The organism is Nonomuraea rhodomycinica, from assembly GCF_013363995.1.
GTDB classification, from domain to species: Bacteria; Actinomycetota; Actinomycetes; order Streptosporangiales; family Streptosporangiaceae; genus Nonomuraea; species Nonomuraea rhodomycinica.
Genome location: NZ_JABWGO010000015.1, coordinates 31,044 through 55,575 on the forward strand (window position 1 = coordinate 31,044; position 24,532 = coordinate 55,575).

Genomic DNA, 24,532 nt, shown 5'->3' on the forward strand with positions numbered 1-24,532 from the left:
CAGGCATGTGAGATCGTCTCACCATGGACCTCCTGGAGGACTATCTCGCGGGTGTGCGGGCGCAGGGCGCGATCTTCTGCCAGTCGGTCGCCGAGCCGCCGTGGGCGGTGCGTTACGACGACCCCGCCCCCCCTGGCGCTGGGCGCGATGCTCCGCGGCGAGTCCTGGATCGTCCGCGAGGGCACGGCTCCCGTCCAGGTACGGGAAGGCGGCGTCGTCCTGGTCCGCGGACTGCGGCCGTTCGTCGTGGCCGACCGCCCGGGCACGGTGCCCCAGGTCGTGATCGACGGCGAGGAGGTCCGCTGGACGACGGACGGCGGCCCCGCGGGGGCTCGGCCCAACCTCGTGCTGGGACCGCGCACGTACGGGTTCGGCGCCGGCGGCTCCGACCTGTTCGTCACCGCCGAGTACCCGCTGCGTGGCGACGTGTCCGAGCGCCTGCTCAAGGCCCTGCCCGAGGTGGCCGTCATCCCGGCGGACCCCGAGTTCGCGCCGCTGCTGGACCTGCTGGCGGTCGAGATCGGCCGCGAGGAGCCGGGCCAGCAGGTCATCCTCGACCGGCTCCTGGACCTGCTGCTGGTACGGGCTCTGCGGTCGTGGTTCGCGCGGCCCGGCGTCGAGGCCCCACCCGGCTACCGGGCCCTGGCCGATCCGCGGATCGGGCGGGCGCTGCGCCTGATGCACGAACGCCCGGCCCACCCGTGGACGGTCGCGTCCCTGGGCGCGGAGGCGGGCATGTCGCGGGCAGTCTTCGCCCGGCGCTTCGCCGAACTGGTCGGGCAGCCGCCCCTGGTTTACCTCAGGGAGTGGCGGATGACCGTCGCCGCCGACCTCCTCCGCGAGCCCGGCACCACCGTCGCCGCCGTGGCCAGGAGGGTGGGGTACGCCGACGGCTTCGCCTTCAGCAACGCCTTCAAACGGGTGCGCGGCGTGCCACCCAGCGACCTGGTCCGTTCCGCCAGGTAGGACCCTCGTCTCGCACGGACGCTTCGAAACGGATGCGGCCAGGCATCGCCGTACGGCCCTCATGGCCCGTTCGAACGCCGGCCGGCCGAGATGATCGCCGATCAGAACTCGTCGTACCCGGACACCTGGCCGATCGGGAAGATGTGACGGCTCGCGGCACAGATGGTCTCCAGGACGTGGACGGGCGTGTCCTCCGTCGAATAGCTCGCGCGGAGGACCTGGACGATCCACTCTCCGGACTCCAGCTCCAACGTCTCGCGCTCGAACGGTGTCGGCGGCCGGGCGGTCAGGTTCTCCTCCGCATGGCCGAACGCGTAACCGAGCGCGGTCAGCGCGGACTGGAGCGACGGCTGGACGAACTCGGGCTCGGCGATCCGGGTGCCACCGAAGAGGTCGGCGCGGAAGTAGCTGGTCGCGATGCGCACGGGCACGTCGTTCGCCGTCATCATCTTGCGCCGGGCGATGATGTCCGTGCCGGCCTCGACCCGGAGACACGCCGCCACGTGCTCGCTGGAGGGCTCCGTGCCCACGTACAGCATCCGGCGACCGGCCTTGAGCCCCTGCCGTTCGGCCTCGGCGAGGAACAACGACTTGGAGCCCCGTACGGCAGGCTCGGTCGGCAGCGCACGCTGCACCAGCACGCGGGGCGCAGGCGAGGCAGGCCCCTCAGGCGCACGGGCGGCGGGCCCTTTTCGCATCTGGGAGATGCGCCCGGGTGATACGCCGAGCCGTCCGGCGATGTCCTCCAGGCTCATGCCGGACTCGCGGGCCTCCGCGATGGCCTGGCGGCGCATCTTCGCCGCTTCGGTCACCAGCCCTTGCTCCTCGGTCATGAGGCGGCTGAGGATTCGCGCTCGTTCGACCGGGTCGCCCACTTGTGCGACTTCCCTCAGCGTCTTCACGTCCATCAGGGCGTTGCCTCCTAGGCGAGCAGCAGCAACCAACTTTAGCCCCCCTATAGCGGCGGGCTTAAGGAGCCCCCCGCCCGTCGGAGCGCGGTGCTGGAACACCGCCGACAGACAGGGGTCTGGATCGCATCGAGAGCTTTGGGGCGTCAACGATGCAGAAACAGAGCACTGCCGTGCCTGAGAACGGCAAGGAAACGCAAGCAGAGCTGTCCGCAGGCCTCCTGCGCGACGCCCTCCTGGCGGACCATGGCGTACCGGCGAACACGCATGACGGGTACGACCTCGCCCTGGTTTCGGTCTGGGTCGGGCTGGTCGTGTGGTGTGACGGGGTGTGGTTCTGGTGGCGGGCAGGCTGGGACGACCGACGCAAGAGAGCGGTGTACGCACGGCATCCGGCGACAGATCCGTCACGGGCCGCACGCCGAGTGGCCTTCCGCTACGCCGACCTCCGCAGACGTCATTCGGTTTCGGAGGTGGTCGACGATCTGTCCTCTGCCGCTTGCCTGTCCACACACGAAGGAACGAAATGAGGGCGCCGTCGCCGCGCATCGGTGCACGGGTCAAGATCGTGGGCACCTCTCACAGTCCGGCGAGGACGCGCGGCTCGGCTGTCCGGCTGCTCGGACGGCACGGGACGGTTGTCGGCTCGCTTCGTAACGCCGCTACGGCTCTGGTCGAGCTCGACAACGAGCCAGGCGGGAGGGGTGGGCGGGCACGATACTGGCCGGTCCACTGGGCGGACCTGCTTGTCTGCCGTGCTCAGCAGAGGGTGAATAGAGGTACCGACCGATATCGGGTGGGACTGTCCGGCCTGGACCGCGAAGCCGTGCAGCACGCAGTGACGATTGGCGAGGTGGTCGGCCTGTGCGGACAACCAGTGCTTCCCCTTCCGGTACTTGGCTGGTCGCTGCGGTTCATGCCCACGTCGCGCCGAGCCTGTCCGGCCTGCGTGTGCCTGAATGAACCGCCCGTTGACGAGGGTGATCACTACTCATTGTGAAGCTGGGGTTAGGGCCGGGGGTGTGGGGGCCGGTAGGCCCCCGCTTGGGGCGAAGCCCCTTGGTAAGGCGTCCGAGCGGAGCGAGGGCCTTTGTGCTCGTTCGCGTCAGGGTTGGGCGGCGAGGCGGTTGCTGAAGCGGGCGAGCATGGTGGTCTGGGAGGTCTCGGGGAACATCCGGCCGATCAGCGGTGGGATGCGCCAGTTGGCCGGATTGCGCTTGGCCAGCCGGGACACCAGGGAGATGTGCGGGTAGCGGGCCTTTTCGTACGCGCGCAGCCGTACCGCCGGATCGCCGTCGCCCTTGGCGAGCTCGCGCCCGAGCACCCAGGCGTCCTCGAGGGTCTGGTTGGCGCCCTGTCCCAGGGTGGGCGGCATGGTGTGGGCGGCGTCGCCGACCAGGGTGACGCGGCCCTCTCCCACCACCGGGCGGACCTTGTTCCAGTGGTGGCCGAAGAACTCGAGGTCGTCCTCGGAGGCGGCGGCGAGCACCTCGGGGACGGGCGACGCCCAGTGCCCGAACCGGCGCCTCAGCTCGGCCAGCGGCGCGGCGGGCCTGGGGTCGGCCGGCGACCAGCGCACGTCGAACCACCACTGGAGCAGGCCGTCGCCGGCGGGCATGAGCCCGCACGCGCCCTCCGGTCCGGTGATCATGAGGTGGCGGTGCGTGCCGGTGATCTCGATGTCGATCGGGCTGAGGCCCTGCCAGGTGCCGAAGGTCGCCGGTCGTACGGCGCCGTCGCCCCACAGCCGGCGTCGTACGACGGAGTGGTGGCCGTCGGCTCCGACGAGCAGGTCCCCCTCGGCCGTGGACCCGTCGGTGAAGGTGGCCGTCACCCGGCCCGCGTCCTGGCTCACGTTCTCGCAGCCCATGCCGTAGTGGACGAGGTCGCCGGGCAGCCCGTCGGCCAGGCGTTCCGACAGGTGGCGGCGTGCGACGGCCTTGGTCACGAAGCCGAAGCGCTCGGCCGCGTGGGCGATGTTCATGCTGGTGCGTAACCGGCCGTCGGAGGCCAGGGCGTCGATCCGGTCGATGCGGGCTCCGGTGCCGTCCAGGCGGACGCCCAGATCGTTCAGGACGGCGTTGCCGTTGCTCCAGACGAGCAGCGCCTTGCCGCCCGTCCGCCGTTCCGGGGCCTGCTCGTAGATCCGTACCCGGTGGCCGGCGGCCAGCAGGACCCGTGCCACCGCGAGTCCGCCCACACCGGCGCCGATGACCAGAACGTCCATATCTCCTCCACTTCGGAGTATCTCCGCTTCGAAGATATATCGGTGTGGAGTAGGTTCGGAAAGTGGCCCACAGGAATCCAGGAGAGACGGTCTTCCGGGAGTTCGTGATCGCGGTTCTCCTCCACAACGAGGCGATCGCCGACGGGCTCGGCCTGCAGCTGCTGGACGTCACCGCCCTCATGCTGCTGGAGACGCGCGGGCCGCTCGCCGTGGGCGCGATCTCGGAGGCCCTCGGGCTGCCGTCCGCGTCCACGACCCGTCTCATCGACCGGCTGGAACGGGCCGGCTACGTCCGCCGGGTACGCGGCGAACGCGACCGCCGCACCGTCACCGTGGAGCTGGTCGAGGAGAACATGGCCGACTACGACGCCGCCTGCCGGGCGTCCCGGCGGCACCTGGAGACGCTCACCGCGCACTACGGGCCGGAGCAGGTGCCGGTGCTGCTGGACATGTTCGTCCGCGTCGCGGAGGCGTACCGGGGCGCCACCAGGGACCTGCGGGAGGACACGGGCTGAGCGGCCCGCCGCGGACACCGTGGTGGTGCGCAACCGGGTGCGCTTCCGCGCCCGCGCCCCCGGCCGCGAGGTCGACACCCTGATCGTGCAGCTGCTCACCGTCAGGGACGGGCGTTCAATCGCGAGCACGCCGGCGCGCGGCCAGGTGCCCCCACGCCGCTCCGACGGCGACGGACACGACCAGCAACACGACGCTGCCGGCGACGTCGAGCACGTAGTGGTTTCCGGTGACGAGCACGACCGCCGTCATGCCCAGCGGGAAGATCCACGGCAGCAACGCCAGTCGCGGACGGGACGTCCGCAGCGCCTGCCACGCGGCGTACGCGCACCACAGCGACCACCCCACGTGCATGCTGGGCATCGCCGAATAGTTCTGGCCGTTCCCGACCTCACGCCAGCCCTGGCCGCCCAGGATGTCGTGCTCGGCGATGATGTCGACGACGCCCGGCAGGGCGAACCGCGGGGGCGACATCGGCACTGCCCAGTAGACCGGCAGCACGAGGACGAGCATCGCGACGAGGGTCCGGCGGACCTTGGCGTAGACGTCGGCGTGCCGGACGAAGACCCACGCCAGCACACCCACGATCACGACGTAGTAGAGGCGGTAGTAGGCCACCGCCGGCTGGATGAGGGCTGGATGCTCGGTCAGCCACCGGTTCGCCCTCAGTTCGACGTCCAGGTGGAGGGCTCGTTCCATGGACTGCAGGGTCAGGGCGTCGGCGGTGGCGACCGCGACGTCCTTGCCGACGGCGGCGTGCAGCCGGGAGAACAGCAGGATCACGAGCAGCAGACCGGCCACTTCGGGGAGCGGGGCGGGGCGCCGCCCACCCATGCTCCCGACGCGTACGGCCGAGCGGACACGCGCCGCCACGCGCGGTAATCGGCCGGGGGTCACCTCACGCGGGTTCACGCCGGTCACCCTAACTCCCACCGCACCGGTACGCCCCACCTGCGCCGTGACGCGGAACTCGATGTGCCTAGGATCGGAGGTCGATCGCTGGTCCGAGGCGGGCAGGAGGGCGAGGGTGGAGCTGACCGGCGCGCCGGCCGAGGCCGACTGGAAGGCGCATCGTCCGGCCGTCTTCGGGGCGGCCTACCGGATCCTCGGCACCGTGACCGAGGCCGAGGACGTGACGCAGGAGGTTTGGTTGCGCGCGGCCGCCGCCGACCTGTCCGGGGTGCGCGACCTCCGGGCGTGGCTGGTGACGCTGGCCGCACGCACGTCCTACAACGTGCTGAAGTCGGCCCGCGTCCGGCGCGAGTCCTATGTCGGGCCCTGGCTGCCCGAACCGCTGCTGACCGGGCCCGACGCCGCCGCCCAGGTGCTCATGGACGAGTCGGTGAGCACCGCGATGCTCGTGGTCATGGAGACGCTCACCCCGGCCGAACGCGTCGCGCTGGTGCTGCACGACGTCTTCGACTTCCCGTTCGGCCGGATCGCCGAGGTGCTCGGCGGCACGCCCGCCGCCAGCCGTAAGCTCGCCTCCCGCGCGCGGGCGCGGATCGCCGCGGTGGACAGGCGGCCCCGCGCGTCCCGGGCCGAGACAGAACGCGTGCTCAAGGCGTTCAAGGCGGCCGCCGACGCGGGGGACATCGCCGGGCTCGTCGAGTTGCTGCATCCCGAGGCCGTCTACGTCGCCGACGGTGGCGGCGAGGTGATCGCCGCACGCAGGCCGGTCAGCGGCGCGGAGCGGATCGCGCTGCTGGCGGTCAGGCAGGTCGAGGTCAGGCGCCCGGACGCCTTCCAGGTCGTCGAGGTGAACGGGCGCCCGGCCCTGGCGACGTACCACGGCGGCCGGCTCGTGTGGCTCGACACCGTGGAGATCGCCGACGGGCGGATCACCGTGTTCAGAAGACTCGCCAATCCGGAGAAGTTCGCTCACCTCGGTCACATCTGAAGCCGCTGTCTTGTCTCCCTGCCGACCTCCCGATCCCCCGGGGGTCAGGTAGAGAGGACGAGACAGTGGGACACGTTGTGATCATCGGAGGCGGTTTCGCGGGCGTGTGGAGCGCGGCGGGAGCGGCCCTGGCGCGCGGCGAGGCACACCTGCGCATCACGCTCATCGCGCCGAACGAGCACCTGGTGCTGCGGCCACGCCTGTACGAGCCGGAGCCGGACCTGGCCAAGGTGGAGCTCCGCAGGATCCTCGAACCCGTCGGCGTCGACCACCTGCGGGCCTCGGTGAGCACGATCGACACCGGCCGCCGCGTGGTGGTGGCCGACGGCCGGGAGATCGGCTACGACCGCCTGGTGCTGGCGGCGGGCAGCCGGCTCGTACGACCCGAGGGCCTGCCCGGCGCCGAACGGCTCTTCGACATCGACACCCTGGACGGCGCCCGGCGGCTCACCGGGCATCTGCGCGACCGGGAGGACTGCTCCGTCGTGGTCGTCGGCGCGGGGTTCGTCGGCCTGGAGGCCGCGACCGCGCTGGCCGCCCGGCACCGGGTGCTGCTGGTGGACACCTCCGATGTGGTCGGGGACCAGCTCGGCGCGGGCCCGCGCGAGGTGATCGAGGCGGCGCTGGACGAGCTGGGCGTCGAGCGCCGCCTCGGTACGACGGTGACGGAGGTCGGCGACGGGTACGCCGTCCTCTCCGACGGCGGCAAGGTCGAGGCGGACGCGGTGGTCTGGTGCGTGGGGATGAGGGCCGACGAGCTCACCCGGCAGATCTCCGGCGAGCTGGACCGTCTCGGCCGGGTGCCGGTGGACCGGCGGCTGCGCGCCCTTCCCGAGGTGTTCGCCGCCGGTGACACGGCCGCGGCGCCGTTCGACGCGGAGCACACGGTCATGCAGTCCTGCCAGCACGCCACCCCGCTCGGCAAGGTCGCCGGGTACAACGCGGCGGCCGACCTGCTCGGGATGCCGCTGCGCGACTTCACCCCCGGCCCGTACGTCACGTGCCTGGACCTGGGCGGCGCCGGCGGGGTGTTCACGCGCGGCTGGGACCGCAGGGTGCTGGCCACGGGAGCCGACGGCGCGGACATCAAGAAGCGCATCAACGAGTGGATCCACCCGCCGGTGGACGACGCCTCCGCGATCCTCGCCGCCGCCGACCGGGTGTCCGTCGAGCTGCCGTTCTTCCCGCTCTCCGAGGAGGACACCGCGCCCGCCGTGTGAACGCATCGCGGAACGCGGCGGTCCAGGTCCACCCCGGCCGCCGCGTTCCGCGACCACCTCCATCCCGCTGTGGTCGGCGAGATGTCGTGCTCGGCGACGATGCCGACGACGCCCGGCAGCGCGAACCTCGGGGGCGACATCGGCAGCGCCCAGTGGACGCCTCCGCCCTTGCCCCTCCAGAGCGCTGCCCCGCCCGCCTGCTTCGGATGCGTCCCCAGGGCGTGCAGGGCCCCTTGGCAACGTGCGCGATCAGTCAGGAAAAGCCTCGATGACAAGAGCCGGATCCACCACACGGGTCTTGGCGGTGCCGAAGCGAAGCCCGTTGCTGTGGGAGCCTCTTCAGAGCCAGCCGTTACGGCGGAAGCCGCGATGCAGCAGCACGCAAGCGGTGATCATGACCGCCACGACCGCCGGGTAGCCCCAGACCTGCTTGGTCTCGGGCATGAAGTCGAAGTTCATGCCGTAGATGCCGGCGATCATCGTCGGGACGGCCAGGATGGCGACCCAGGACGAGATCTTGCGCATGTCCTCGTTGGCGAGGGCGTTCGAGCGGGCCAGGGCTGCCTGGAGGATGGAGCTGCACAGCTCGTTCGAGGACTCGACCTGCTCGCACACGCGGGAGAGGTGGTCGCCGACGTCACGGAAGTACTCGCGCATCTCGGAGGGGATGACCCGCCGCTGAGGGAGGGCCGCCATGGGGCTCTGCAGCGGCGTGACCGCCCGCTTGAGCTCGATCATCTCCCGCTTGAGCTGGTAGATGCGGTTGATGTCACGGGAGCTGACGTCGGCGAAGACCGTGGCCTCGACCTCCTCCAGCTCCATCTGCATGAGGTCGGCCACCTGGAGGTAGCGGTCGACGACGTGGTCGGAGATGGCGTGCAGCACGCCGGCCGGGCCGCGCTTGATCAGCTCGGGGCGCTCTTCGAGGCGCTCGCGCACCTCCGCGAGGGGGCAGTGCTCGCCGTGCCGCACGGTCACCACGAAGTCGGCGCCCAGGAACACCATGATCTCGCCCGTCGCGATGATCTCGCTGGTGGCGGTGAGCTCGTCGTGGTCCAGGTACGCGATGGTCTTGAGGACCATGAACAGGGAGTCGCCGTAGCGCTCCACCTTGGGACGCTGGTGGGCCTTGACGGCGTCCTCGACGGCCAGCGGGTGCAGACCGAAGACCTCGGCCAGCCACTCGACCTCGGGCGCCTCGGGCTCGTGCAGGCCGACCCACAGGAAGGCGCCGGGCTTGGCCGCTCCGGCGTTGTGCTCGCGGACGAGCCGCAGCGACTCGGGGATGCCGACGGCTCCGCTCTTCACGCCGTCGATGTACGCGCCGTACTCGACGATGGAGTGGGGCACGCGCACCTCAGGCATCGGCTTGGGCAGCCGGGTCTGGGGGTGTGGCTGGACAGGGTGACGGTTGATGCGACGGAAAAGCGTGGACGAGCGCATGGCGGTCCCTTTCCGCCCGACCTGGCACGCTCCACGCGCGACGAAAGGTCACCTCAATCAATGCGAATGCGTGGAGGCACGATCAGGCTGCCGGATTGGAGTGGTCGGGGGTACGTGGGGTGTACGTGAACGAGCACGTACTGCTGGGATCACCAGGATTCATCCCGGACCACCTCCAATCACACGAGACGCACATAGCCGCCCTAAGCTACCACAGGCAAGGGGAACCAAACCGACGATACCCGGGTGGCGCCCCGCCCAGCAGGTGAAAGTTCACCAACAGTCGGGCCCCTTTCCGGTGATCGGGCTGCCCGGCCACCTGGGGCGGAGAGCCGCCCACAAGGAGGGCGGACGGCGGTAGCTGCGAGAATGGGCGCGTGCGCGTACTAGTCATCGGATCAGGCGGGCGTGAGCACGCCCTGTGCCGCTCGCTCAAACTCGACCCCCAGGTCACCGAGCTCCACTGCGCCCCGGGCAACCCGGGCATCGAGGAGGTCGCCACCCTGCACGCCGTCACCCCCACCGACCCCGGGCAGGTGGCCGGGCTGGCCACGCGGATCGGCGCCGACCTGGTCGTGGTCGGGCCCGAGGCGCCGCTCGTTGCCGGGGTGGGCGACGCCGTGCGCGCCGCCGGGATCCCGTGCTTCGGGCCGTCCAGGGAAGCGGCGATGATCGAGGGCTCGAAGTCGTTCGCCAAGGACGTCATGTCCGCCGCCGGGGTTCCCACGGCGCGGGCCCGCACCTGCGTGACGCCGGAGGAGGCGGCCGCGGCGCTCGACGAGTTCGGCGCGCCGTACGTGGTCAAGGACGACGGGCTGGCCGCCGGCAAGGGCGTGGTCGTGACCAACGACCGCGACCGGGCGCTGGAGCACGCGCGCTCCTGCGAGCGGGTGGTGGTCGAGGAGTTCCTCGACGGGCCGGAGGTGTCGCTGTTCGCGCTGTGCGACGGCAGGACCGCGGTGGCGCTGCAGCCCGCCCAGGACTTCAAGCGCGCCTACGACGGCGACCAGGGTCCCAACACGGGCGGCATGGGCGCCTACACGCCGCTGCCCTGGGCCCCCGAGGGGCTGACCGAGCAGGTGATGCGCGAGGTCGTCCACCCGACGATCGGCGAGCTGGCCCGGCGCGGCCTGCCCTACCAGGGCGTGCTGTACGTCGGCCTGGCGCTGACCGCCAAGGGGCCGAAGGTGGTGGAGTTCAACGCGCGCTTCGGCGACCCGGAGGCGCAGGTGCTGCTCGACCGGCTGGAGACGCCGCTCGGCGGGCTGCTGCTGGCCTGCGCGACGGGCGCGCTGGCCGAGCACCCCGCGCCGGCCTTCCACGACGGGTCCGCGGTGACCGTGGTCGTGGCGGCCGAGGGCTACCCGATGGCGCCGACGAAGGGCGACCCGATCGAGGGGCTGGAGCCGACCGACGGCGCGTACGTGATCCACGCCGGCACGCGGCGGGTGGACGGCGCGGTGGTCTCCGACGGCGGGCGCGTGCTCAGCGTCGTGGGCACCGGCCCTGACCAGCTCACCGCGCGGCGCAACGCCTACGACCTGGTGACCCGGATCCGGCTCCGCGGCTCCTTCTACCGCAGCGACATCGCCCGCACGGGCGCGGAGGACATGTGATGAAGCATCTGCACTCGGGCAAGGTGCGCGACCTGTACGAGACGCCCGAAGGGCTGCTCCTCATGGTCGCCTCCGACCGGATGTCCGCCTTCGACTACGTGCTGGAGACGCCCATCCCGGACAAGGGCGCCATCCTCACCCAGCTGTCGCTGTGGTGGTTCGAGCAGCTCGCGGACGTGGTGCCCAACCACATCGCCGGCCCCGGGCCCGACGCGCGCAGCATGCTGTGCCGGCCGCTGCGCATGGTGCCGGTGGAGTGCGTGGCCCGCGGCTACCTGGCCGGCGGCGGGCTGGCCGAATACCGGAGCGACGGCGCGGTGTCGGGCGTGCCGCTGCCCGAGGGCCTGGAGGACGGCTCCCGGCTGCCGGAGCCGATCTTCACGCCCTCGACCAAGGCGCCGGTGGGCGAGCACGACGAGCCGATCTCGTACGAGCAGGTCGTGAAGCAGGTGGGCGAGGAGACGGCGGAGGAGCTGCGCCGCATCACGCTGGCCGTCTACACGCGCGGCGCGGAGATCGCCCGGGAGCGCGGCATCATCCTCGCCGACACCAAGATCGAGCTGGGCTGGGACTCCGACGGCGTGCTGACGGTCGGCGACGAGCTGCTGACCCCCGACTCGTCGCGGTTCTGGCCCGCGGACGGATGGACTCCCGGCCGCGCACAACCGTCATTCGATAAGCAATTTGTCCGTAATTGGCTAATGTCGCCCGAATCAGGATGGGACAAATCCTCCGGAAACCCGCCGCCTCCTCTTCCGGACAAGGTGGTCGAGCAGACGAGACAGCGCTACCTGGAAGCCTACGAACGCATCACCGGCCGTTCCTTTAACGGGTGATTCGGCCGGGGCACGTGGTACGAGCGGCTACTGTTGGCCCGGTCCCCCGCCCCCACCGATGACTTCCGAGGAGCCGCCGGAAATGGTCCGTTACCGCGTGCGCGGTGGCAACGCCCTGCGTGGAACCGCCTTCATCCAGGGCGCGAAGAACGCCGTGCTGCCCATGATCGGCGCCGCCCTGCTCGTGCCGAAGGGCCGCACGGTCCTGCGCAACGTGCCGATCATCGAGGACGTGCGCCGGGCCGTCGAGCTGGCCGAGGCCGTGGGCGCCCACGTCGAGCTGCACGAGGCCGAGCGCACGCTGGTCATCGACGCCTCCCGGCTCGACAGCGCGGTCCTGCCGGCGCGGATCGCCCGGCGCTTCCGCGGCTCCGTGCTCTTCACGCCCGCCCTGCTGCACCGGCTGGGCGAGGCGATCGTCGAGGGCGTCGGCGGCTGCAACCTGGGCAGCCGCAACCTCGACTTCCACTACCTCGGCTACAAGCGCCTCGGCGCGGTCGTGGACGAGGGCGAGACCGTCATCCACGTCAAGGCGTCCGGCCTGACCGGCGCCACGCTCTACCTCGACACGCCCTCCCACACCGGCACCGAGAACCTCATCATGGCCGCCGCCCTGGCCAAGGGCACCACCGTGATCGAGAACGCGGCCCTGGAGCCCGAGGTCCTCGACGTCATCGACATGCTGACCAAGATGGGCGCCCGCATCAGCGGCGGCGGCACCGGGTTCATCACCGTCGAGGGCGTCGAGGAGCTGCACGCCGTCGAGCACACCGTGATGCCCGACCGGCTCGACGCGGGCGTGTTCGCGATGGCGGCGGCCATCACCGGCGGCGAGCTGAGCCTCGTCGGCACCGGCCTCGACCTCGGCGTGGTCCGCTACAAGCTGGAGCAGATGGGCGTCGACTTCGCCCGGCAGGGCGCGGTGCTCAACGTGCGCTGCGACCGCCGGCCGCTGCGCCCGATCAACATCATCACCGACACCTACCCCGGCTTCGCCACCGACCTGCAGTCGCCCATGATGACGGTCGCGGCGCTGGCCGACGGCACCAGCTACATCCACGAGCGCATCTTCGACGGCCGCTTCGCGCTGGCCGGCGAGCTGAACAAGATGGGCGCCGACGTGGAGGTCGACGGCAGCCGCGCGATCGTGCGCGGCGCGACCCCGCTGACGGGCGCGCGGGTGACCGCGCACGACCTCCGCTCGGGCATCGCGCTGGTGCTCGCCGGACTCGCGGCCGAGGGCGAGACCCTCATCGAGTCGGGATACCTCATCGACCGCGGGCACGCGCATCTCGCCGAGCGAATGCGGGCACTCGGAGCGGACATTACACGAGAGATTTCTGAGGGTTGAAAATGGCCGGGAAATAGTCCCTGAGCTGCCAAGACTGTCGGCCTCGCGGCCAACCTGAAGCACTTTCCGGAAAAGTCGGGCGTGACATTACGGCCCTCGCGAGCGATCGTTCCAAAAGAGAGCACTGCAAGTTACGGCAGGATGGGACGAACATTGGTCGAGAGGGCCGAAGAAACAACCCGAGTGTCGCGCCCGGGCGCCATGACACCGGACCTCACCATTGGCGTGGTCGGGCCCCACGATCTGGTCGAGCGCGTCATGTTGATGGGGCACGCGGCAGCGCCACTGCCGTGTCGCCTCGTGGCCGCCGCGTACCGCGATGAGCAGGAGGCGCCCGACAAGGTGACACGGCTCGGTCCAGGCGTGGACGCGTGCCTGTTCGCCAGCCCGGTCCCCTATGACCTGGCCAGGCGTTCAGGTGTGCTGACGATGCCGGCGACGTACGTGCAGCTCGGCGGGGCGGCGCTGGTGGCGGCGCTGGCCAAGGCCGCGCTGGATCCGCGCATCGAACCGCAACGGGTGAGCATCGACGTGGTGTCGCGTGCGGACGTGGAGGAGGCGTACACCGACCTCGGCATTCCCGCGTCCGACGTGCACAGCCGCGACGAGCCGGGAGCGACCGGCACGATCGCGGCCTACCACGAGCGCCTGAACCGGCAGGGGGCCACCACGGGGGCACTGACGTGCTTACCGGCGGTGGCCGACCGGCTGCAGACGGCGGGGGTCCCCGTCATCAGGATCAGGCCCACGTCGGCGGCGGTGCGCAGCGCGCTGCACACGGCCGCGTTGCTCGGCGCGCACCACAGGCTGGAGGAGTCGCAGCTCACGGTGGTGCTGGTGGAGGTGCCGACGCTGCGCGAACCCGTGCGCCGCGCCGCGCCGCGTTACTGGCGCGACGAGCTGCGGCTGTCGCTGCACCGGCTGCTGGTGCAGGAGGCGAACCGCATCAACGCCACGGTGTGGCCGATCGACGATCACAGCTACCTGGTCACGGCGACCCGGGGCTCGATCACGACGGCCACCGACGGGTTCAGGGTGCTGCCCTTCGCCTCCAGGATCCGCGACGAGCTGGGCCTGGCCGTGGAGGTGGGGGTCGGCATGGGCCGCACGGCGCACGACGCGGAGGCGCACGCACGGGCGGCGCTGGCCCGCACGCAGGCGGGCAAGCAGGCCCAGGGGTTCGCCGTGGACCGCGAGGGCCGAGCGCTCATCCCCGCGCCCAGGATGCCCCCGACGGGCGCCGGCACGCTCAAGCCCAAGGGCGTGGAGGTGCTGGCCCGGCTGGCGGCCAAGCTGGAGGGCGGGGACACGGTGGTGGACGCGGAGGGCGCGGGCAAGATGCTCGGCGTCACGCCGCGGACGGCTCGACGGTTGCTGCGCACGCTGGTTGACGAGGGACTCGCGTGGCCGCTTCCGCCGAACCGCACGCCGCAGCCGGGGCGTCCGCGCCAGCTGTACCGGCTGATCGTGGAGAAGCTCGGCCCGCGGTGAGTTGTTCGCGCCCGCCGTCCCGTTCCGGGGGCGGCGGGCGTTCTTTCTTTCCCCTGTTACGGCACAGCCGGCCTGCCCCCACCCGCCGCACGGGGCTGAGGGCCTCCAGGGAGACGGCCTCTGACCGGGTGGTGGCCGGCCGCCGTCACGGCGCACCGTGGGCCCTGGCTTCCGTCGGGCACGACCGTGGCTTCCGTCAACGCGAGACCGGGATCAAGCGGACTTTGCCCCCCCATGGGGATCTCTCCGGATTTTTGGGGGCGCAACGGCGAGGTTCTTGGTTGACCGTTGCGGATCGGGGTATGTTCTCGGTCGCCCCCGATCGACGGGATTCGGACGGGGGCGCCAACATTTCGTGGTCCCGCCGGTCAGCACGCGCAGGCGATGCCCGTGACCGGGGCCGTGAGAGGGTCCACGGGGCGGCGGCTCACCCCTGAGGCGGTCTCCACGGGGAAGCCCTCCCGGGCCCAGTACTCGAAGCCGCCGATCATCTCCTTGACCGGGTGGCCGAGCCTGGCGAACTCCAGCGCCGCCCGCGTCGCGCCGTTGCAGCCGGGCCCCCAGCAGTAGGTCACCACCGTGGCGCCGGCGGACACGACCTCGGCGGCCCGTGCGGCGATCTCGGCGGTGGGCAGGTGGACGGCGCCCTGGACGTGGCCCTGGTCCCAGCTCTCGCGGCTGCGGGAGTCGACGACGACGATGCCGGGCACCGCGGCGGCCAGGTCGGCGGCCACGTCCGAGACGTCGGTCTCGACGGCGAGACGGCCGGCGAAGTGGGCGAGCGCCACGGCGTTGGGGGCGGGCGGGACCGCGGTGACCGCGGAGGCGGGGGTGGGCATGGGTGCTCCCGTCGTCGGGCCCGTGACCGGGCGGATGGGCGTGGCCGGCCCCCGTGGCCAGGGGATCCGGCGTCAGGGGGATCCTCGCAGCGGCCGGGCTTCCGGTGACAGTGGCGGTCAAGACCGCCACCGATGGGATACCGCCAATTGTCTGTCCGATATCCGCGGGGTTTTTGTCAGGGTCGCCCGCTATTGTCAGGAGCCATGACGCAGAACGCACCTGACCGCCGCGCCACCCTCCTCGTCTGGGGGGCGCTCGGCATCGTCTACGTGGTGTGGGGCTCGACCTACCTGGGCATCGCCGTGGCCGTCGAGTCGATCCCTCCCATGCTGAGCGGCGCGATGCGGTTCGTCGTCGCCGGCCTGGTGCTCGGGGGCATCGTGCTGGTCAAGTCGGGGCCGCAGGCGTTCCGGATGACCCGCAGGCAGCTCCTCGGGGCCGCCGGGGTCGGGCTGCTGCTGCTGACGCTGGGCAACGGCATGCTGGCCGTCGCCGAACAGTACATCAGCACCGGCCTGGCCGCGCTGCTCGTGGCGTCGGTGCCGCTGTGGCTGGTGGTCTTCAGGTTCGTGGTGCGGGACCGGCCGAAGACGCTGACCCTGGCCGGGGTCCTCGTGGGGCTCGCCGGAGTCGCGGCGCTGTCGCTGACCGGGGCCCAGGGCGGCAGCGCGATGGGGATCGTCGTGGTCCTGCTGGCGTCGCTGTCGTGGGCGGTGGGCTCGTTCCTGTCGAGCCGCATCGCGATGCCGTCCAACGCCTTCGTCGCCAGCACGGTCGAGATGCTGGCGGGCGGCGCCGGGCTGGCCCTGCTGGGCGGCGGCATGGGCGAGCGGCTGGACGTCTCGGCGGTCACCGGGCGGTCCTGGGTCGCCCTGGCCTACCTGGTGGTGGTGGGCTCGCTGGTCGGCTTCACGGCGTTCTCGTGGCTGCTCGGCAACGCGCCCATCTCGCTGGTGGCGACGTACGCGTACGTGAACCCGGTGGTGGCCGTGGTGCTGGGCGCGCTCGTGCTGAGCGAGCAGGTGACGCCGCAGATCGTCGCGGGCGGCCTGGTGATCCTGGTCGGCGTGGCGCTGGTCATCTCGACCGAGCGCAGGGGACGCCGGCCGGGCCCTGACCAGACCTCCGAAGAGGCCCCGGACGAGGCCCGGAGCGTCGTGCGCGAAGGAGCCGGGGCCGAGGGTTAACGGCGGCCCCAGCGAGGCTCAGAGCTGCGCGCGGAAGGCCGCGGCGGCCGTCAGGAAGGCGTCGTTGGCCTCCGGGTCGCCGATCGAGATCCGCGCCCCCTCGCCCGCGAACGGGCGCACCGCGACCCCCTCCACCGCGCAGGCGGCGGCGAAGTCCAGCGTGCGCTCGCCGAGGCGGAGCCAGACGAAGTTGGCCTCCGTGGGCGGCACCGTCCAGCCCTGGGCGAGCAGCGCCTCGCGGACCCGGGTGCGCTCCTTGACGACCCGCTCGACCCGCTCCAGCAGCTCGCCCTCGGCCCGCAGCGAGGCCACCGCCGCGACCTGCGCCAGGTGGTTGACCGCGAACGGCACCGTCGTCTTGCGCACCGCCTCGGCGACCGGCTCGTGCCCGATCAGGTAGCCCACCCGCAGTCCCGCCAGGCCGTACGCCTTGGAGAAGGTGCGCAGCACGCACACGTTGGGCCGGTCGCGGTAGAGGGTCAGGCCGTCGGGGACGTCCTCGTCGCGCACGTACTCGCGGTAGGCCTCGTCGAGCACCACCAGCACGTCGCCGGGCACCCGGTCGAGGAACGCCTCCAGCTGGGCCCGGCGGATGGCGGTGCCGGTCGGGTTGTTGGGGTTGCAGACGAACACCATGCGGGTGCGGTCATTGATCGCCTCGGCCATGGCGTCGAGGTCGTGGTCCTCGCCGGCCAGCGGCACGCGCACGGAGGTGACGCCGGCCAGGTCGGCCAGCAGCGGGTACGCCTCGAAGGAGCGCCAGGCGTAGACGACCTCGGCCCCGGGCTCGCCCACGGTCTCGAAGAGCTGCTGCGCCACGGTGACGGAGCCCGCGCCGAGCGCCACGTGCCCGGCGGGGACGCCGAAGCGCTCGGCGAGGGCCTCGGTCAGGGCGACGGCGGCCGGGTCGGGGTAGCGGTTGACCTGCGCGGCGCCGGCGGCGACGGCCTCGACCACGGACGGCAGCGGGTCGTAGGGGGACTCGTTGGAGGAGAGCTTGTACGACCGCCCGTCGGCGGCGGCCACGGCCTTGCCCGGCCGGTACGGCGGCATGGTGTCGAGAATGGAGCGGAAACGAGGCATGCCCCAACTCTAGGAGCATCGCCGGCGTGACCGTCCATCCCGGTGGCCACCGGTGGAGCTCGCCGGGGACCGCTCCTGCCGGGCGTCACCGGCCCGGCCCTCCGGGGCGTACTCCGGCAGGGGGCGGGCGTTCCCGGCCCGCACCCGGCGCTCCACCGCGCCGACCACCTTCATCAGCGGCAGGCGGGCGAGGACGTCGCGCACGCACCGGCCGCCCTCGGTCCTCGGCACCATGAGCCGGACGTTGGGGCCGATCCGCTGCTTCTCGTGGACCAGCGGACGGTGGGCGGCGTCGTAGCGGGCGAAGGCGACGCGGTGGTCGCCGCCCGCGGCGGCGAGCTCCCCGGCGAGGCGGTAGGCGCCGACCAGGGCCAGCTCCGCGCCCGCGCCCGAGGCGGGGGACGCGCACCAGGCGGCGTCGCCGACGAGCGCGACGCGGCCGTTCGACCACGAGTCCATCCGGACCTGGCCCAGGGCGTCGAAGTAGAAGTCGGGGTCGGCGAGGGCCGCGTCGAGCAGTTCCCTGGTCCGCCAGGAGGAGTCGTCCCCGAACACCTCGCCGATCAGGCGCTTGTGCCCGGCGACGTCCCGGTGGTCGAGGTCCAGCGGCGCGGAGCGGAACATGAAGTACGCCTTGGCCTGGGCGTGGTTGCCGGAGCGGTAGATCCCGGTCATCCTGCCCGGCGTGTTGAACATCGTCACCCAGCGGTCCTCGCCGAGCGAGGCGTCGGTGTCGGCGAAGGCGAAGTAGTGGTCCTTGAACTCGACGAACCGGTCCTCGGGGCCGAAGGCGAGCCGGCGGACGTTGGAGTGCATGCCGTCGGCGCCGACGACCAGGTCGAAGCGGCGGGCGGGCGCGTGTTCGAAGGTGACGGTCACGCCGTCGTCGTCCTGCTCCAGGCCGGCGACGGAGTCGCCGAAGATCGTCTCCACGTCGGCCACCTCGCGCAGCAGCGCGACCAGGTCGCCGCGCATGATCTCGACGGAGCCGGGGTCCCGGGTGTCGATCCGGGCGACGGCCCGGTCGGCGGCGTCGACGAACTTCATGCCCTGGACGTCGGTGGCCAGCTCGCGGACCCGCGGCATGAGCCCCATCCGCTCGACCACCTCGACGGCGTCGCCGCGCACGTCCACCCCGTTGCCGCCGGCCCGCGGCGCCGGCGCGCGCTCGACCACGGTCGGCCGGAAGCCGTGCCGGGCCAGCCAGTGGGCCAGGGTCAGGCCGGCGATGCTCGCGCCGGAGATGAGGATCCGCTCGTTCATGGGAGGCTCCTTCGCGCTACGATAAGTGAAATGTGCGTTCCAGTTGATTATGTGGAAGGAGCATTCCAGTTGTCAACGCCGACCGGACCCCGGCGCCGCGCCGACGCCGTGCGCAACCGTCAGCTCGCCCTGGAGGCGGCCACCGCGCTGCTGAGCGAGCCGGGCGCGTCCCTCACCGTGGAGGCCATCGCCAAGAGGGTGGGGCTGGGGGCGGCGACCGTCGTGCGCGCCTTCGGCGGCAAGGACGCGCTCCTCGACGCCGCCGTGTCCGGCCTCCTGGAACCGCTCGTGCGGCGCGCCCGCGACCTGCTCGCCGAGACCACGCCCACGCGGGCCCTGCACGTCTTCCTGCGCGAGCTGCTCGCCTTCCAGACCGCGCACCACGGCGTCAACGACCAGCTCGGCGGCCTGGACCTGCCCGCCACCACGGCGCTGCGCGCCGACCTCGTCCGGGCCGTCGAGGAGATGATCGACGGAGCGCGCCGCGAGGGCACGGTCCGCACCGACCTCGACCCCGGCGTCACCACGACGCTGATCGGCCAGACCGCCCTGGCCGTCGCCCGGGCCCAGCCGCCGTCGCAGGAGCTCGCCGACGCCTACCTCACCGTCCTGCTGGACGGCCTGCGGCCCCCGAGCGCTCCTTGAGGCGGGACGTCACTCCTTGAGCGAGCGCAGCATGGGCGGGTGGAGCAGCTCGGCGGGGCCGCGGCGGTAGAGCTTGGCCGGACGGCCGCCGTCGCGCGTCGTCGTGGCGCCCGTCTCCACGAGGAAGCCCTCGGCCTTGGTGACCTTGCGGTGGAAGTTGCGCGGGTCCAGCGGGCGGCCCCAGACGATCTCGTACACCCGCCGCAGCTCGGCCACGGTGAACTCGGGCGGGCAGAACGCCGCGCCGAGCGGGGTGTACTCCAGCTTGGCGCGGGCCCGCTCGATGCCGTCGAGCATGATGCGCCGGTGGTCGAAGGCCATCACGTTGAGCTCGGCGACCGGCTGCCAGCTCATGTGCGCCTTCTCCGAGGCCGGCAGGTCGGGGGCCAGGCCGAGGTAGGCGACGCTCACCACGCGCTGGCGCGGGTCGCGGTCGGGGTAGCCGTAGGTCTGCAGCTGCTCCAGGTGGACGGGCGCGCCGGGTAGGCCGGCCCGCTCGGCCAGGATGCGCTGCGCGGCGGCCGGAAGGTCCTCGTCGAGCTGGACGAACCCGCCGGGCAGCGACCAGCGGCGCAGGAACGGCGGGTTGTCGCGCCGCCACAGCAGCGCCGACAGCGCCTGGCAGCGCACGGTCAGCACGACCAGGTCGACGCTGACCGGGACGCTCGGGACCATGGCCTGCACGTTACACGCCCCCGCCGGAGGCCGGAGGCGTCACGACGTGACGCGGACGTGCAGGCGTTCGGTGGTCTCCTGGCCGGAGGGCAGCCTGACCCCCACCTTCACCCAGGCGCCCGGCGGCACCTGCGCCCAGTCGAACGGCACCCATGCCGTCTGCATGCCCTCGGGCAGCTCCTCCAGCGGGTCCTCGTCGAGCCAGCCGACGGCGGCCACGTCGAGGTCGCGGGCGCCGCTCTCCCACTCCACGGTGACCGTGCCGCCCTTGAGGTTGTAGCCGCGCACCTCGATGCCGTCCTGGACGTCACGCGCGCGCCGGATCGCGTCCACCGCGATGGGCCGCGCCCAGTCCTTCGTGACCTCGCTCTCCAGGGACGGCGAGCCGCAGGTCATGAAGTCGCTCCACATGTAGGAGACGATCTTCTGCACGTACCGGCCGGCCATGGTGATGGCCTGGTCGAGGCGCTTCTTGTCGGTCTTGCCGCGCGAGCCCTGCGCCGCGCACGGCGGGTCGCCGGCGGGCTCGAACGCCTCGACGTTGGCCCAGAGGTCCACCTGACGGCCGCCCTTGAGCAGCTCCTCGCGCACGAGCGCCATCTCGCGGTAGTAGTCGCGGGTGGAGCCGTGGTACGCCGTGCCGTACGTGCTCTCGCCGACGACGGGCCGCAGCCGCTCGTCCACCTCGTCGTCGCGCTCGTCGGGCCAGAACAGGCCGACCTTGCCCGTGCCGCGGCTGTCCTGCGGCGCGATGATGCCGACCCCCGTGAGGGCCAGCGCCTTGAACGCCGCCGCCACCTGCTTGGGCGTCTGGCCGAAGCCGACCCGCTTGCGCGCGTCCAGGTAGGGGCTGATGAGGATGGGCTTGCCGGGCAGCTCCTGCTCGACGATGTCGTGCTGGCCCGCGTACACCTGCAGGGTGGGGTTCTTCGCCAGTGTGGCGCCCATCTGCACCTCGAACGGCTGGTAGACGCCGCCGAGCGAGGCGCGGCCGGCGAAGCGGACGCCGTAGTCCTGCAGGATCCGGCGGGTCAGCGTGGTGAGCGTGGGGATGTGCTGCGGGTTGGCCCTGGTCTGGTTGTCGGGCTGGCGCGGCGCCAGCGGCAGCGCCGGGAAGATGCGGATGCCGAACTGGTCGCCGAGGTCGAGCAGCTCGCTCAGGCTGTCCTTGAACTCGCCCTGCGCGTTCTTGACGGCGCCCGCGACCACGATCAGGTCGTACGGCCGGGGCTTGGTGAAGTCGCAGGTCGCGTCGTCGGAGCCGTCCATGGGGGCCAGGATGCGGTAGTAGACGCGCCGGCCCGACACGACCCGGTGCTCCATCTCGGCGCAGCGGAACAGGCCGTCGCCGAACGCCTCGTCGGTCCGGTAGACGTAGGTGCGGGCCACCCGGTTGCCGGGGTTGGCCTTCCTCAGGTCGCGCACGGCCGCGTCGTGGCAGGTGAGCCCGTCCTCCTCGCAGTCCTTGTAGAGGGAGTCGCGCTCGCCGTCCTTGGTGAGGATCACGCCGTCGTCGTCCACGGGACGGTACTGCAGGCCGTAGCCGATCCTGATGACCGTGTCACCGCCGACGTTGTGGATCTCCTGGAGCTGCTTGCGCCAGGTGCACGGGTTGGAGGTGGGCGTCACCCAGTAGCCGGTGACGGCGTACGGGGCGGACTCGCCGGTGTCGAACGTGCCGCAGGGGTCGGTGAACTCGCTGACCTGGGGCGTCGGGAACGTCGAGGTGGGACTCGGCGAGGTCTGCCTGGCGACGGGCTTGGACGGCCGGTCCGGCGGGAGGACGACGACCACGGCCACGACGGCCGCCAGGATCGCCGCGCCCACGAGCACGAACAGCCAGCGCACGTTGAGGAACCTATCGTCGCGAGGATATGCCGGATGTCAGCCGTCAGCGCAGGCCCGCGGCCCAGGCTTCGAGCTGGGCGACGAACCGCTTGGCCGAGTTGGGCCAGTGGTGGTTGGCCCGGGCCGCCGCGTAGCCGCGCGCGCCCTGCGCCCGCCGCTCCCTGACGTCGTCCCGGAGGGTCAGCACGGCCTGCGCCACGGCCTTGGGGTCCTCCCAGGGCACCACGACGCCGGACTCGTACCGCTCGACCAGCTCGACCGCGCGCGGCGAGGGCGTGGTGATGACGGGGATCCCGTGCGCCATGTACTCCACGATCTTGGTCGGCATGGAGTGGCGGTAGTTGGGCTCGTCGTGCAGCAGCGACAGGCCCGCAAGGGCGCCGTCGAGCCGCTTGAGCGCCTCGTCGTTCGGCATGAAGTCGCGCCACTCCAGCAGGCCCTCGGTGACGGCCTGGTTGAGCACCGGACGGCTCTGCGGATCGGCGTAGCCGATCAGCTCGACAGCCACCCGGTACGGCTGGAGCAGCCGGGCCACCTCGATGGCCTCCATGACGCCGCGCGCCCGCGACAGCCAGCCGAGGTAGACCACGCGGTCGTCGCCCGGCGGCGTGACCGAGTCGGGCACCCAGGTCTCGTTGGGCACGATGAGGTGGGCGTGCTTGAACCGGCCGGCGTAGGCCGTCTCGGCCAGCAGCAGGTGCATCCGGCGCTCGGCCATGCCCTCCAGCATGCGGGCGAGGAAGCGCGCCGGCGGGCGCAGCAGCGACGGCAGCCACGGCTTGAGCGACAGCGTCGCCGGGGTGTCCTCGTGGACGTCCCAGACGATCGGCGGGCTGTTGCGCACGCCCCAGACGGCGAACAGCAGCTCGGGGTCGTGGATGAGCACGAGGTCGACCTTGTCGCGCATCCGCTTGAACAGCCTGCGGGCCGCCCAGACGGCCGCGACGCGCTTGCGCTGCGCCGCTCGCGGCAGGTCGACACCGGTGACCCACGGCCGGGGCACGATGCCGTGCGCCGTGAAGGACGCCGCATACGTGACCTCATGACCGGCATCCACGAGGGCGCGGATCTGCCGGTGCAGGATCCGCGCGTCCTCGGGGTTATGCACCACCGTCATGACGAGCACGTGCACAGCGCGCAACCCTCCGTCGCTACAGCCGCTCGACGCGTTCACCCTCGGCGAGGACGCCGCGGGTGTCGAGCACGAGCCTGGCCTTCGCCTCGACCATGTCGAGGTCGAACGCGGCGTGCTGCTGCAGCAGCAGCGTCACGTCGGCGCCGACCACGGCCTCGGCCAGATCCTCTTCGCGCGGCACGGGTGTGCCGTCGACCGACCATTCCTTGACATACGGGTCCGCGAACGAGAGATCGGCGCCCAGCTCCAGCAGCGCGCGGGCCACGGGGAGGGCAGGGGTCTCGCGTTCGTCGGCGATGTCCGGTTTGTAGGTGACGCCGAGCATAACCACTTTGGCGCCGTTCACGGGCTTCTTATGCCGGTTCAGCAGTCGCTGCACCCGGGCGACCACGTACGACGGCATCCGCTCGTTGATCTCCTGCGCCAGCTCGACGAACCGGAACGGGTAGCCGAGCTTGCGCACCGTGTACGACAGGTACGACGGGTCGACGGGGATGCAGTGGCCGCCCACGCCGGGCCCGGGCAGGAACTTCTGGAAGCCGAACGGCTTGGTGGCCGCGGCCTCGATCGACTCCCACAGGTCGATGCCCAGCTCGTCGCAGAAGATCGCCATCTCGTTGACGAGGGCGATGTTGACGTGCCGGTAGGTGTTCTCCAGCAGCTTGGCCATCTCGGCCTCGCGGGTGCCGCTGACGGGCACGACCTGCTCGATGAAGCGGCCGTAGAAGGAGGTCGCCCGGTCGCGGCAGGTGGGCGTGAAGCCGCCGACGACCTTCGGGGTGTTGCGCAGCCCGAACTTCGGGTTGCCCGGGTCGATGCGCTCGGGCGAGAAGGCCAGGTGGAAGTCCTCGCCGGCGACCAGGCCGGAGGTCTCCAGCAGCGGGCGGGCCACCTCGTCGGTGGTGCCCGGCCAGGTGGTGGACTCCAGGACGACGAGCGTGCCCTTGCTCAGGTTGCGCGCGACGGCCTTGGTGGCGCCCTCGACCGCGGACAGGTCGGGACGGTGGTCCTCGTCCAGCGGAGTCGGCACACAGATGACGATCGTGTTGCTCCTGGCCAGGACGGTCTCGTCGAGCGTGGCGCTGAAGCCGTTGGCCAGCATGTGCTCGAGGTCGGCGTCGGACAGGTCGTCGATGTAGGACCGCCCGGCGTTGAGCGCGTCGACCTTGGCGGGGTCGACGTCGACGCCGACGACCTTCAGCCCGGCGGCCACCGCCTCCTTGGCGAGCGGCATGCCGACGTACCCCAGGCCGATGACAGACAAGTCTATTTCTGTCACAGCTGTGCCTTGGAAAGCCGGAAACAACACTTCATGGTCGCAAAGGTTATCTCAACTCCACCTAGCTCACGCCTAATGCGACTGAACCTGTCGTAACAGACAGGCA

Annotated in this window: 21 protein-coding genes and 1 pseudogene; 11 read left to right on the forward strand and 11 right to left on the reverse strand. The window is 71.7% G+C overall.

Annotated elements, in window-relative coordinates; translation table 11 throughout:
* Positions 1-23: 23 nt before the first annotated feature.
* Positions 24-966: pseudogene (locus tag HT134_RS39885) on the forward strand (AraC family transcriptional regulator).
* A 101-nt stretch (positions 967-1,067) separates the two neighbouring features.
* On the opposite strand, the gene HT134_RS39890 reads toward HT134_RS39885, so the two are convergent.
* Positions 1,068-1,874: a UTRA domain-containing protein gene (locus tag HT134_RS39890; protein ID WP_175605696.1), complete on the reverse strand. Its 807-nt coding sequence runs from the start codon at positions 1,872-1,874 to the stop codon at positions 1,068-1,070.
* Positions 1,875-2,026: 152 nt separating this feature from the next.
* Here HT134_RS39890 and HT134_RS39895 point away from each other — a divergent pair, with 152 nt between their 5' ends.
* On the forward strand, positions 2,027-2,404 hold the full coding sequence (locus tag HT134_RS39895; RefSeq protein WP_175605697.1) for a hypothetical protein: 378 nt from the start codon (positions 2,027-2,029) through the stop codon (positions 2,402-2,404).
* Positions 2,405-2,979: 575 nt separating this feature from the next.
* Here HT134_RS39895 and HT134_RS39900 read toward each other — a convergent pair.
* Positions 2,980-4,101 (reverse strand): FAD-dependent oxidoreductase, encoded by a 1,122-nt coding sequence (locus tag HT134_RS39900; protein WP_175605698.1) that lies wholly within the window; start codon positions 4,099-4,101, stop codon positions 2,980-2,982.
* 62 nt (positions 4,102-4,163) lie between these two features.
* Between HT134_RS39900 and HT134_RS39905 the strand changes: the two genes are divergently transcribed.
* Positions 4,164-4,616 (forward strand): MarR family winged helix-turn-helix transcriptional regulator, encoded by a 453-nt coding sequence (locus HT134_RS39905; protein WP_175605699.1) that lies wholly within the window; start codon positions 4,164-4,166, stop codon positions 4,614-4,616.
* Positions 4,617-4,731: 115 nt separating this feature from the next.
* Here the strand turns inward: HT134_RS39905 and HT134_RS39910 are convergent, their stop codons facing one another.
* On the reverse strand, positions 4,732-5,526 hold the full coding sequence (locus HT134_RS39910; RefSeq protein WP_217708919.1) for a phosphatase PAP2 family protein: 795 nt from the start codon (positions 5,524-5,526) through the stop codon (positions 4,732-4,734).
* Between the two features lie 115 nt (positions 5,527-5,641).
* Between HT134_RS39910 and sigJ the strand changes: the two genes are divergently transcribed.
* Complete coding sequence (gene sigJ, locus HT134_RS39915; RefSeq protein WP_175605700.1) at positions 5,642-6,514, forward strand: RNA polymerase sigma factor SigJ; 873 nt, start codon at positions 5,642-5,644, stop codon at positions 6,512-6,514.
* A gap of 65 nt (positions 6,515-6,579) precedes the next feature.
* Positions 6,580-7,734, forward strand: coding sequence for an NAD(P)/FAD-dependent oxidoreductase (locus HT134_RS39920; RefSeq protein ID WP_175605701.1), 1,155 nt, complete (start codon positions 6,580-6,582; stop codon positions 7,732-7,734).
* A 339-nt stretch (positions 7,735-8,073) separates the two neighbouring features.
* Here the strand turns inward: HT134_RS39920 and corA are convergent, their stop codons facing one another.
* Complete coding sequence (gene corA / locus HT134_RS39925) at positions 8,074-9,084, reverse strand: magnesium/cobalt transporter CorA (protein ID WP_312888779.1); 1,011 nt, start codon at positions 9,082-9,084, stop codon at positions 8,074-8,076.
* Between the two features lie 470 nt (positions 9,085-9,554).
* On the opposite strand from corA, the gene purD reads away from it, so the two are divergent.
* The 4 genes from purD (at position 9,555) to HT134_RS39945 (ending at position 14,471) form a co-directional block, all read left to right on the forward strand.
* A complete protein-coding gene (purD, locus tag HT134_RS39930; protein WP_175605703.1) occupies positions 9,555-10,793 on the forward strand; it encodes a phosphoribosylamine--glycine ligase in 1,239 nt (412 codons plus the stop codon).
* Complete coding sequence (locus HT134_RS39935; RefSeq protein ID WP_175605704.1) at positions 10,793-11,629, forward strand: phosphoribosylaminoimidazolesuccinocarboxamide synthase; 837 nt, start codon at positions 10,793-10,795, stop codon at positions 11,627-11,629. The genes purD and HT134_RS39935 overlap by 1 nt, the downstream gene beginning before the upstream one ends.
* Positions 11,630-11,711: 82 nt before the next feature.
* On the forward strand, positions 11,712-12,980 hold the full coding sequence (murA, locus tag HT134_RS39940; RefSeq protein ID WP_175605705.1) for a UDP-N-acetylglucosamine 1-carboxyvinyltransferase: 1,269 nt from the start codon (positions 11,712-11,714) through the stop codon (positions 12,978-12,980).
* Positions 12,981-13,181: 201 nt separating this feature from the next.
* Positions 13,182-14,471: a GTP cyclohydrolase IIa gene (locus tag HT134_RS39945; protein ID WP_175590959.1), complete on the forward strand. Its 1,290-nt coding sequence runs from the start codon at positions 13,182-13,184 to the stop codon at positions 14,469-14,471.
* A gap of 368 nt (positions 14,472-14,839) precedes the next feature.
* Here HT134_RS39945 and HT134_RS39950 read toward each other — a convergent pair whose 3' ends face one another.
* On the reverse strand, positions 14,840-15,310 hold the full coding sequence (locus tag HT134_RS39950) for a rhodanese-like domain-containing protein (RefSeq protein WP_175605706.1): 471 nt from the start codon (positions 15,308-15,310) through the stop codon (positions 14,840-14,842).
* A 204-nt stretch (positions 15,311-15,514) separates the two neighbouring features.
* Here HT134_RS39950 and HT134_RS39955 point away from each other — a divergent pair, with 204 nt between their 5' ends.
* Positions 15,515-16,498, forward strand: a complete 984-nt coding sequence (locus tag HT134_RS39955) for an EamA family transporter (protein ID WP_175605707.1) — start codon at positions 15,515-15,517, stop codon at positions 16,496-16,498.
* Between the two features lie 18 nt (positions 16,499-16,516).
* Here the strand turns inward: HT134_RS39955 and hisC are convergent, their stop codons facing one another.
* Entirely contained in the window at positions 16,517-17,581 is a 1,065-nt protein-coding gene (gene hisC / locus HT134_RS39960) for a histidinol-phosphate transaminase (RefSeq protein WP_175605708.1), read from the reverse strand.
* 9 nt (positions 17,582-17,590) lie between these two features.
* Entirely contained in the window at positions 17,591-18,844 is a 1,254-nt protein-coding gene (locus HT134_RS39965; RefSeq protein ID WP_175605709.1) for an FAD-dependent monooxygenase, read from the reverse strand.
* A 69-nt stretch (positions 18,845-18,913) separates the two neighbouring features.
* Between HT134_RS39965 and HT134_RS39970 the strand changes: the two genes are divergently transcribed.
* Positions 18,914-19,489 carry a TetR/AcrR family transcriptional regulator gene (locus HT134_RS39970; protein ID WP_175605710.1) on the forward strand — a complete coding sequence of 192 codons (576 nt, stop codon included), beginning with the start codon at positions 18,914-18,916 and terminating at the stop codon, positions 19,487-19,489.
* Between the two features lie 9 nt (positions 19,490-19,498).
* Here the strand turns inward: HT134_RS39970 and HT134_RS39975 are convergent, their stop codons facing one another.
* From HT134_RS39975 to HT134_RS39990, 4 genes are read right to left on the reverse strand one after another with little or no spacing between them, the layout of a single operon-like run.
* Entirely contained in the window at positions 19,499-20,164 is a 666-nt protein-coding gene (locus HT134_RS39975) for an NUDIX hydrolase (RefSeq protein WP_175605711.1), read from the reverse strand.
* A gap of 39 nt (positions 20,165-20,203) precedes the next feature.
* Entirely contained in the window at positions 20,204-22,012 is a 1,809-nt protein-coding gene (locus tag HT134_RS39980) for a DUF4434 domain-containing protein (protein WP_175605712.1), read from the reverse strand.
* 43 nt (positions 22,013-22,055) lie between these two features.
* A complete protein-coding gene (locus HT134_RS39985; RefSeq protein WP_175605817.1) occupies positions 22,056-23,144 on the reverse strand; it encodes a glycosyltransferase in 1,089 nt (362 codons plus the stop codon).
* A gap of 19 nt (positions 23,145-23,163) precedes the next feature.
* Positions 23,164-24,411 (reverse strand): nucleotide sugar dehydrogenase, encoded by a 1,248-nt coding sequence (locus tag HT134_RS39990; RefSeq protein ID WP_281387883.1) that lies wholly within the window; start codon positions 24,409-24,411, stop codon positions 23,164-23,166.
* Between the last annotated feature and the right edge of the window lie 121 nt (positions 24,412-24,532).

What these genes read in the sequence shown, in the direction of transcription:
- HT134_RS39955 (WP_175605707.1), top strand. Translation starts at nt 15,515, where the DNA reads ATGACGCAGAACGCACCTGACCGCCGCGCCACCCTCCTCGTCTGGGGG.
- HT134_RS39965 (WP_175605709.1), bottom strand. Translation starts at nt 18,844, where the DNA reads ATGAACGAGCGGATCCTCATCTCCGGCGCGAGCATCGCCGGCCTGACC.
- HT134_RS39935 (WP_175605704.1), top strand. Translation starts at nt 10,793, where the DNA reads ATGAAGCATCTGCACTCGGGCAAGGTGCGCGACCTGTACGAGACGCCC.
- murA (WP_175605705.1), top strand. Translation starts at nt 11,712, where the DNA reads ATGGTCCGTTACCGCGTGCGCGGTGGCAACGCCCTGCGTGGAACCGCC.
- HT134_RS39890 (WP_175605696.1), bottom strand. Translation starts at nt 1,874, where the DNA reads ATGGACGTGAAGACGCTGAGGGAAGTCGCACAAGTGGGCGACCCGGTC.
- HT134_RS39895 (WP_175605697.1), top strand. Translation starts at nt 2,027, where the DNA reads ATGCAGAAACAGAGCACTGCCGTGCCTGAGAACGGCAAGGAAACGCAA.
- HT134_RS39950 (WP_175605706.1), bottom strand. Translation starts at nt 15,310, where the DNA reads ATGCCCACCCCCGCCTCCGCGGTCACCGCGGTCCCGCCCGCCCCCAAC.
- HT134_RS39975 (WP_175605711.1), bottom strand. Translation starts at nt 20,164, where the DNA reads ATGGTCCCGAGCGTCCCGGTCAGCGTCGACCTGGTCGTGCTGACCGTG.
- HT134_RS39945 (WP_175590959.1), top strand. Translation starts at nt 13,182, where the DNA reads ATGACACCGGACCTCACCATTGGCGTGGTCGGGCCCCACGATCTGGTC.
- HT134_RS39900 (WP_175605698.1), bottom strand. Translation starts at nt 4,101, where the DNA reads ATGGACGTTCTGGTCATCGGCGCCGGTGTGGGCGGACTCGCGGTGGCA.
- hisC (WP_175605708.1), bottom strand. Translation starts at nt 17,581, where the DNA reads ATGCCTCGTTTCCGCTCCATTCTCGACACCATGCCGCCGTACCGGCCG.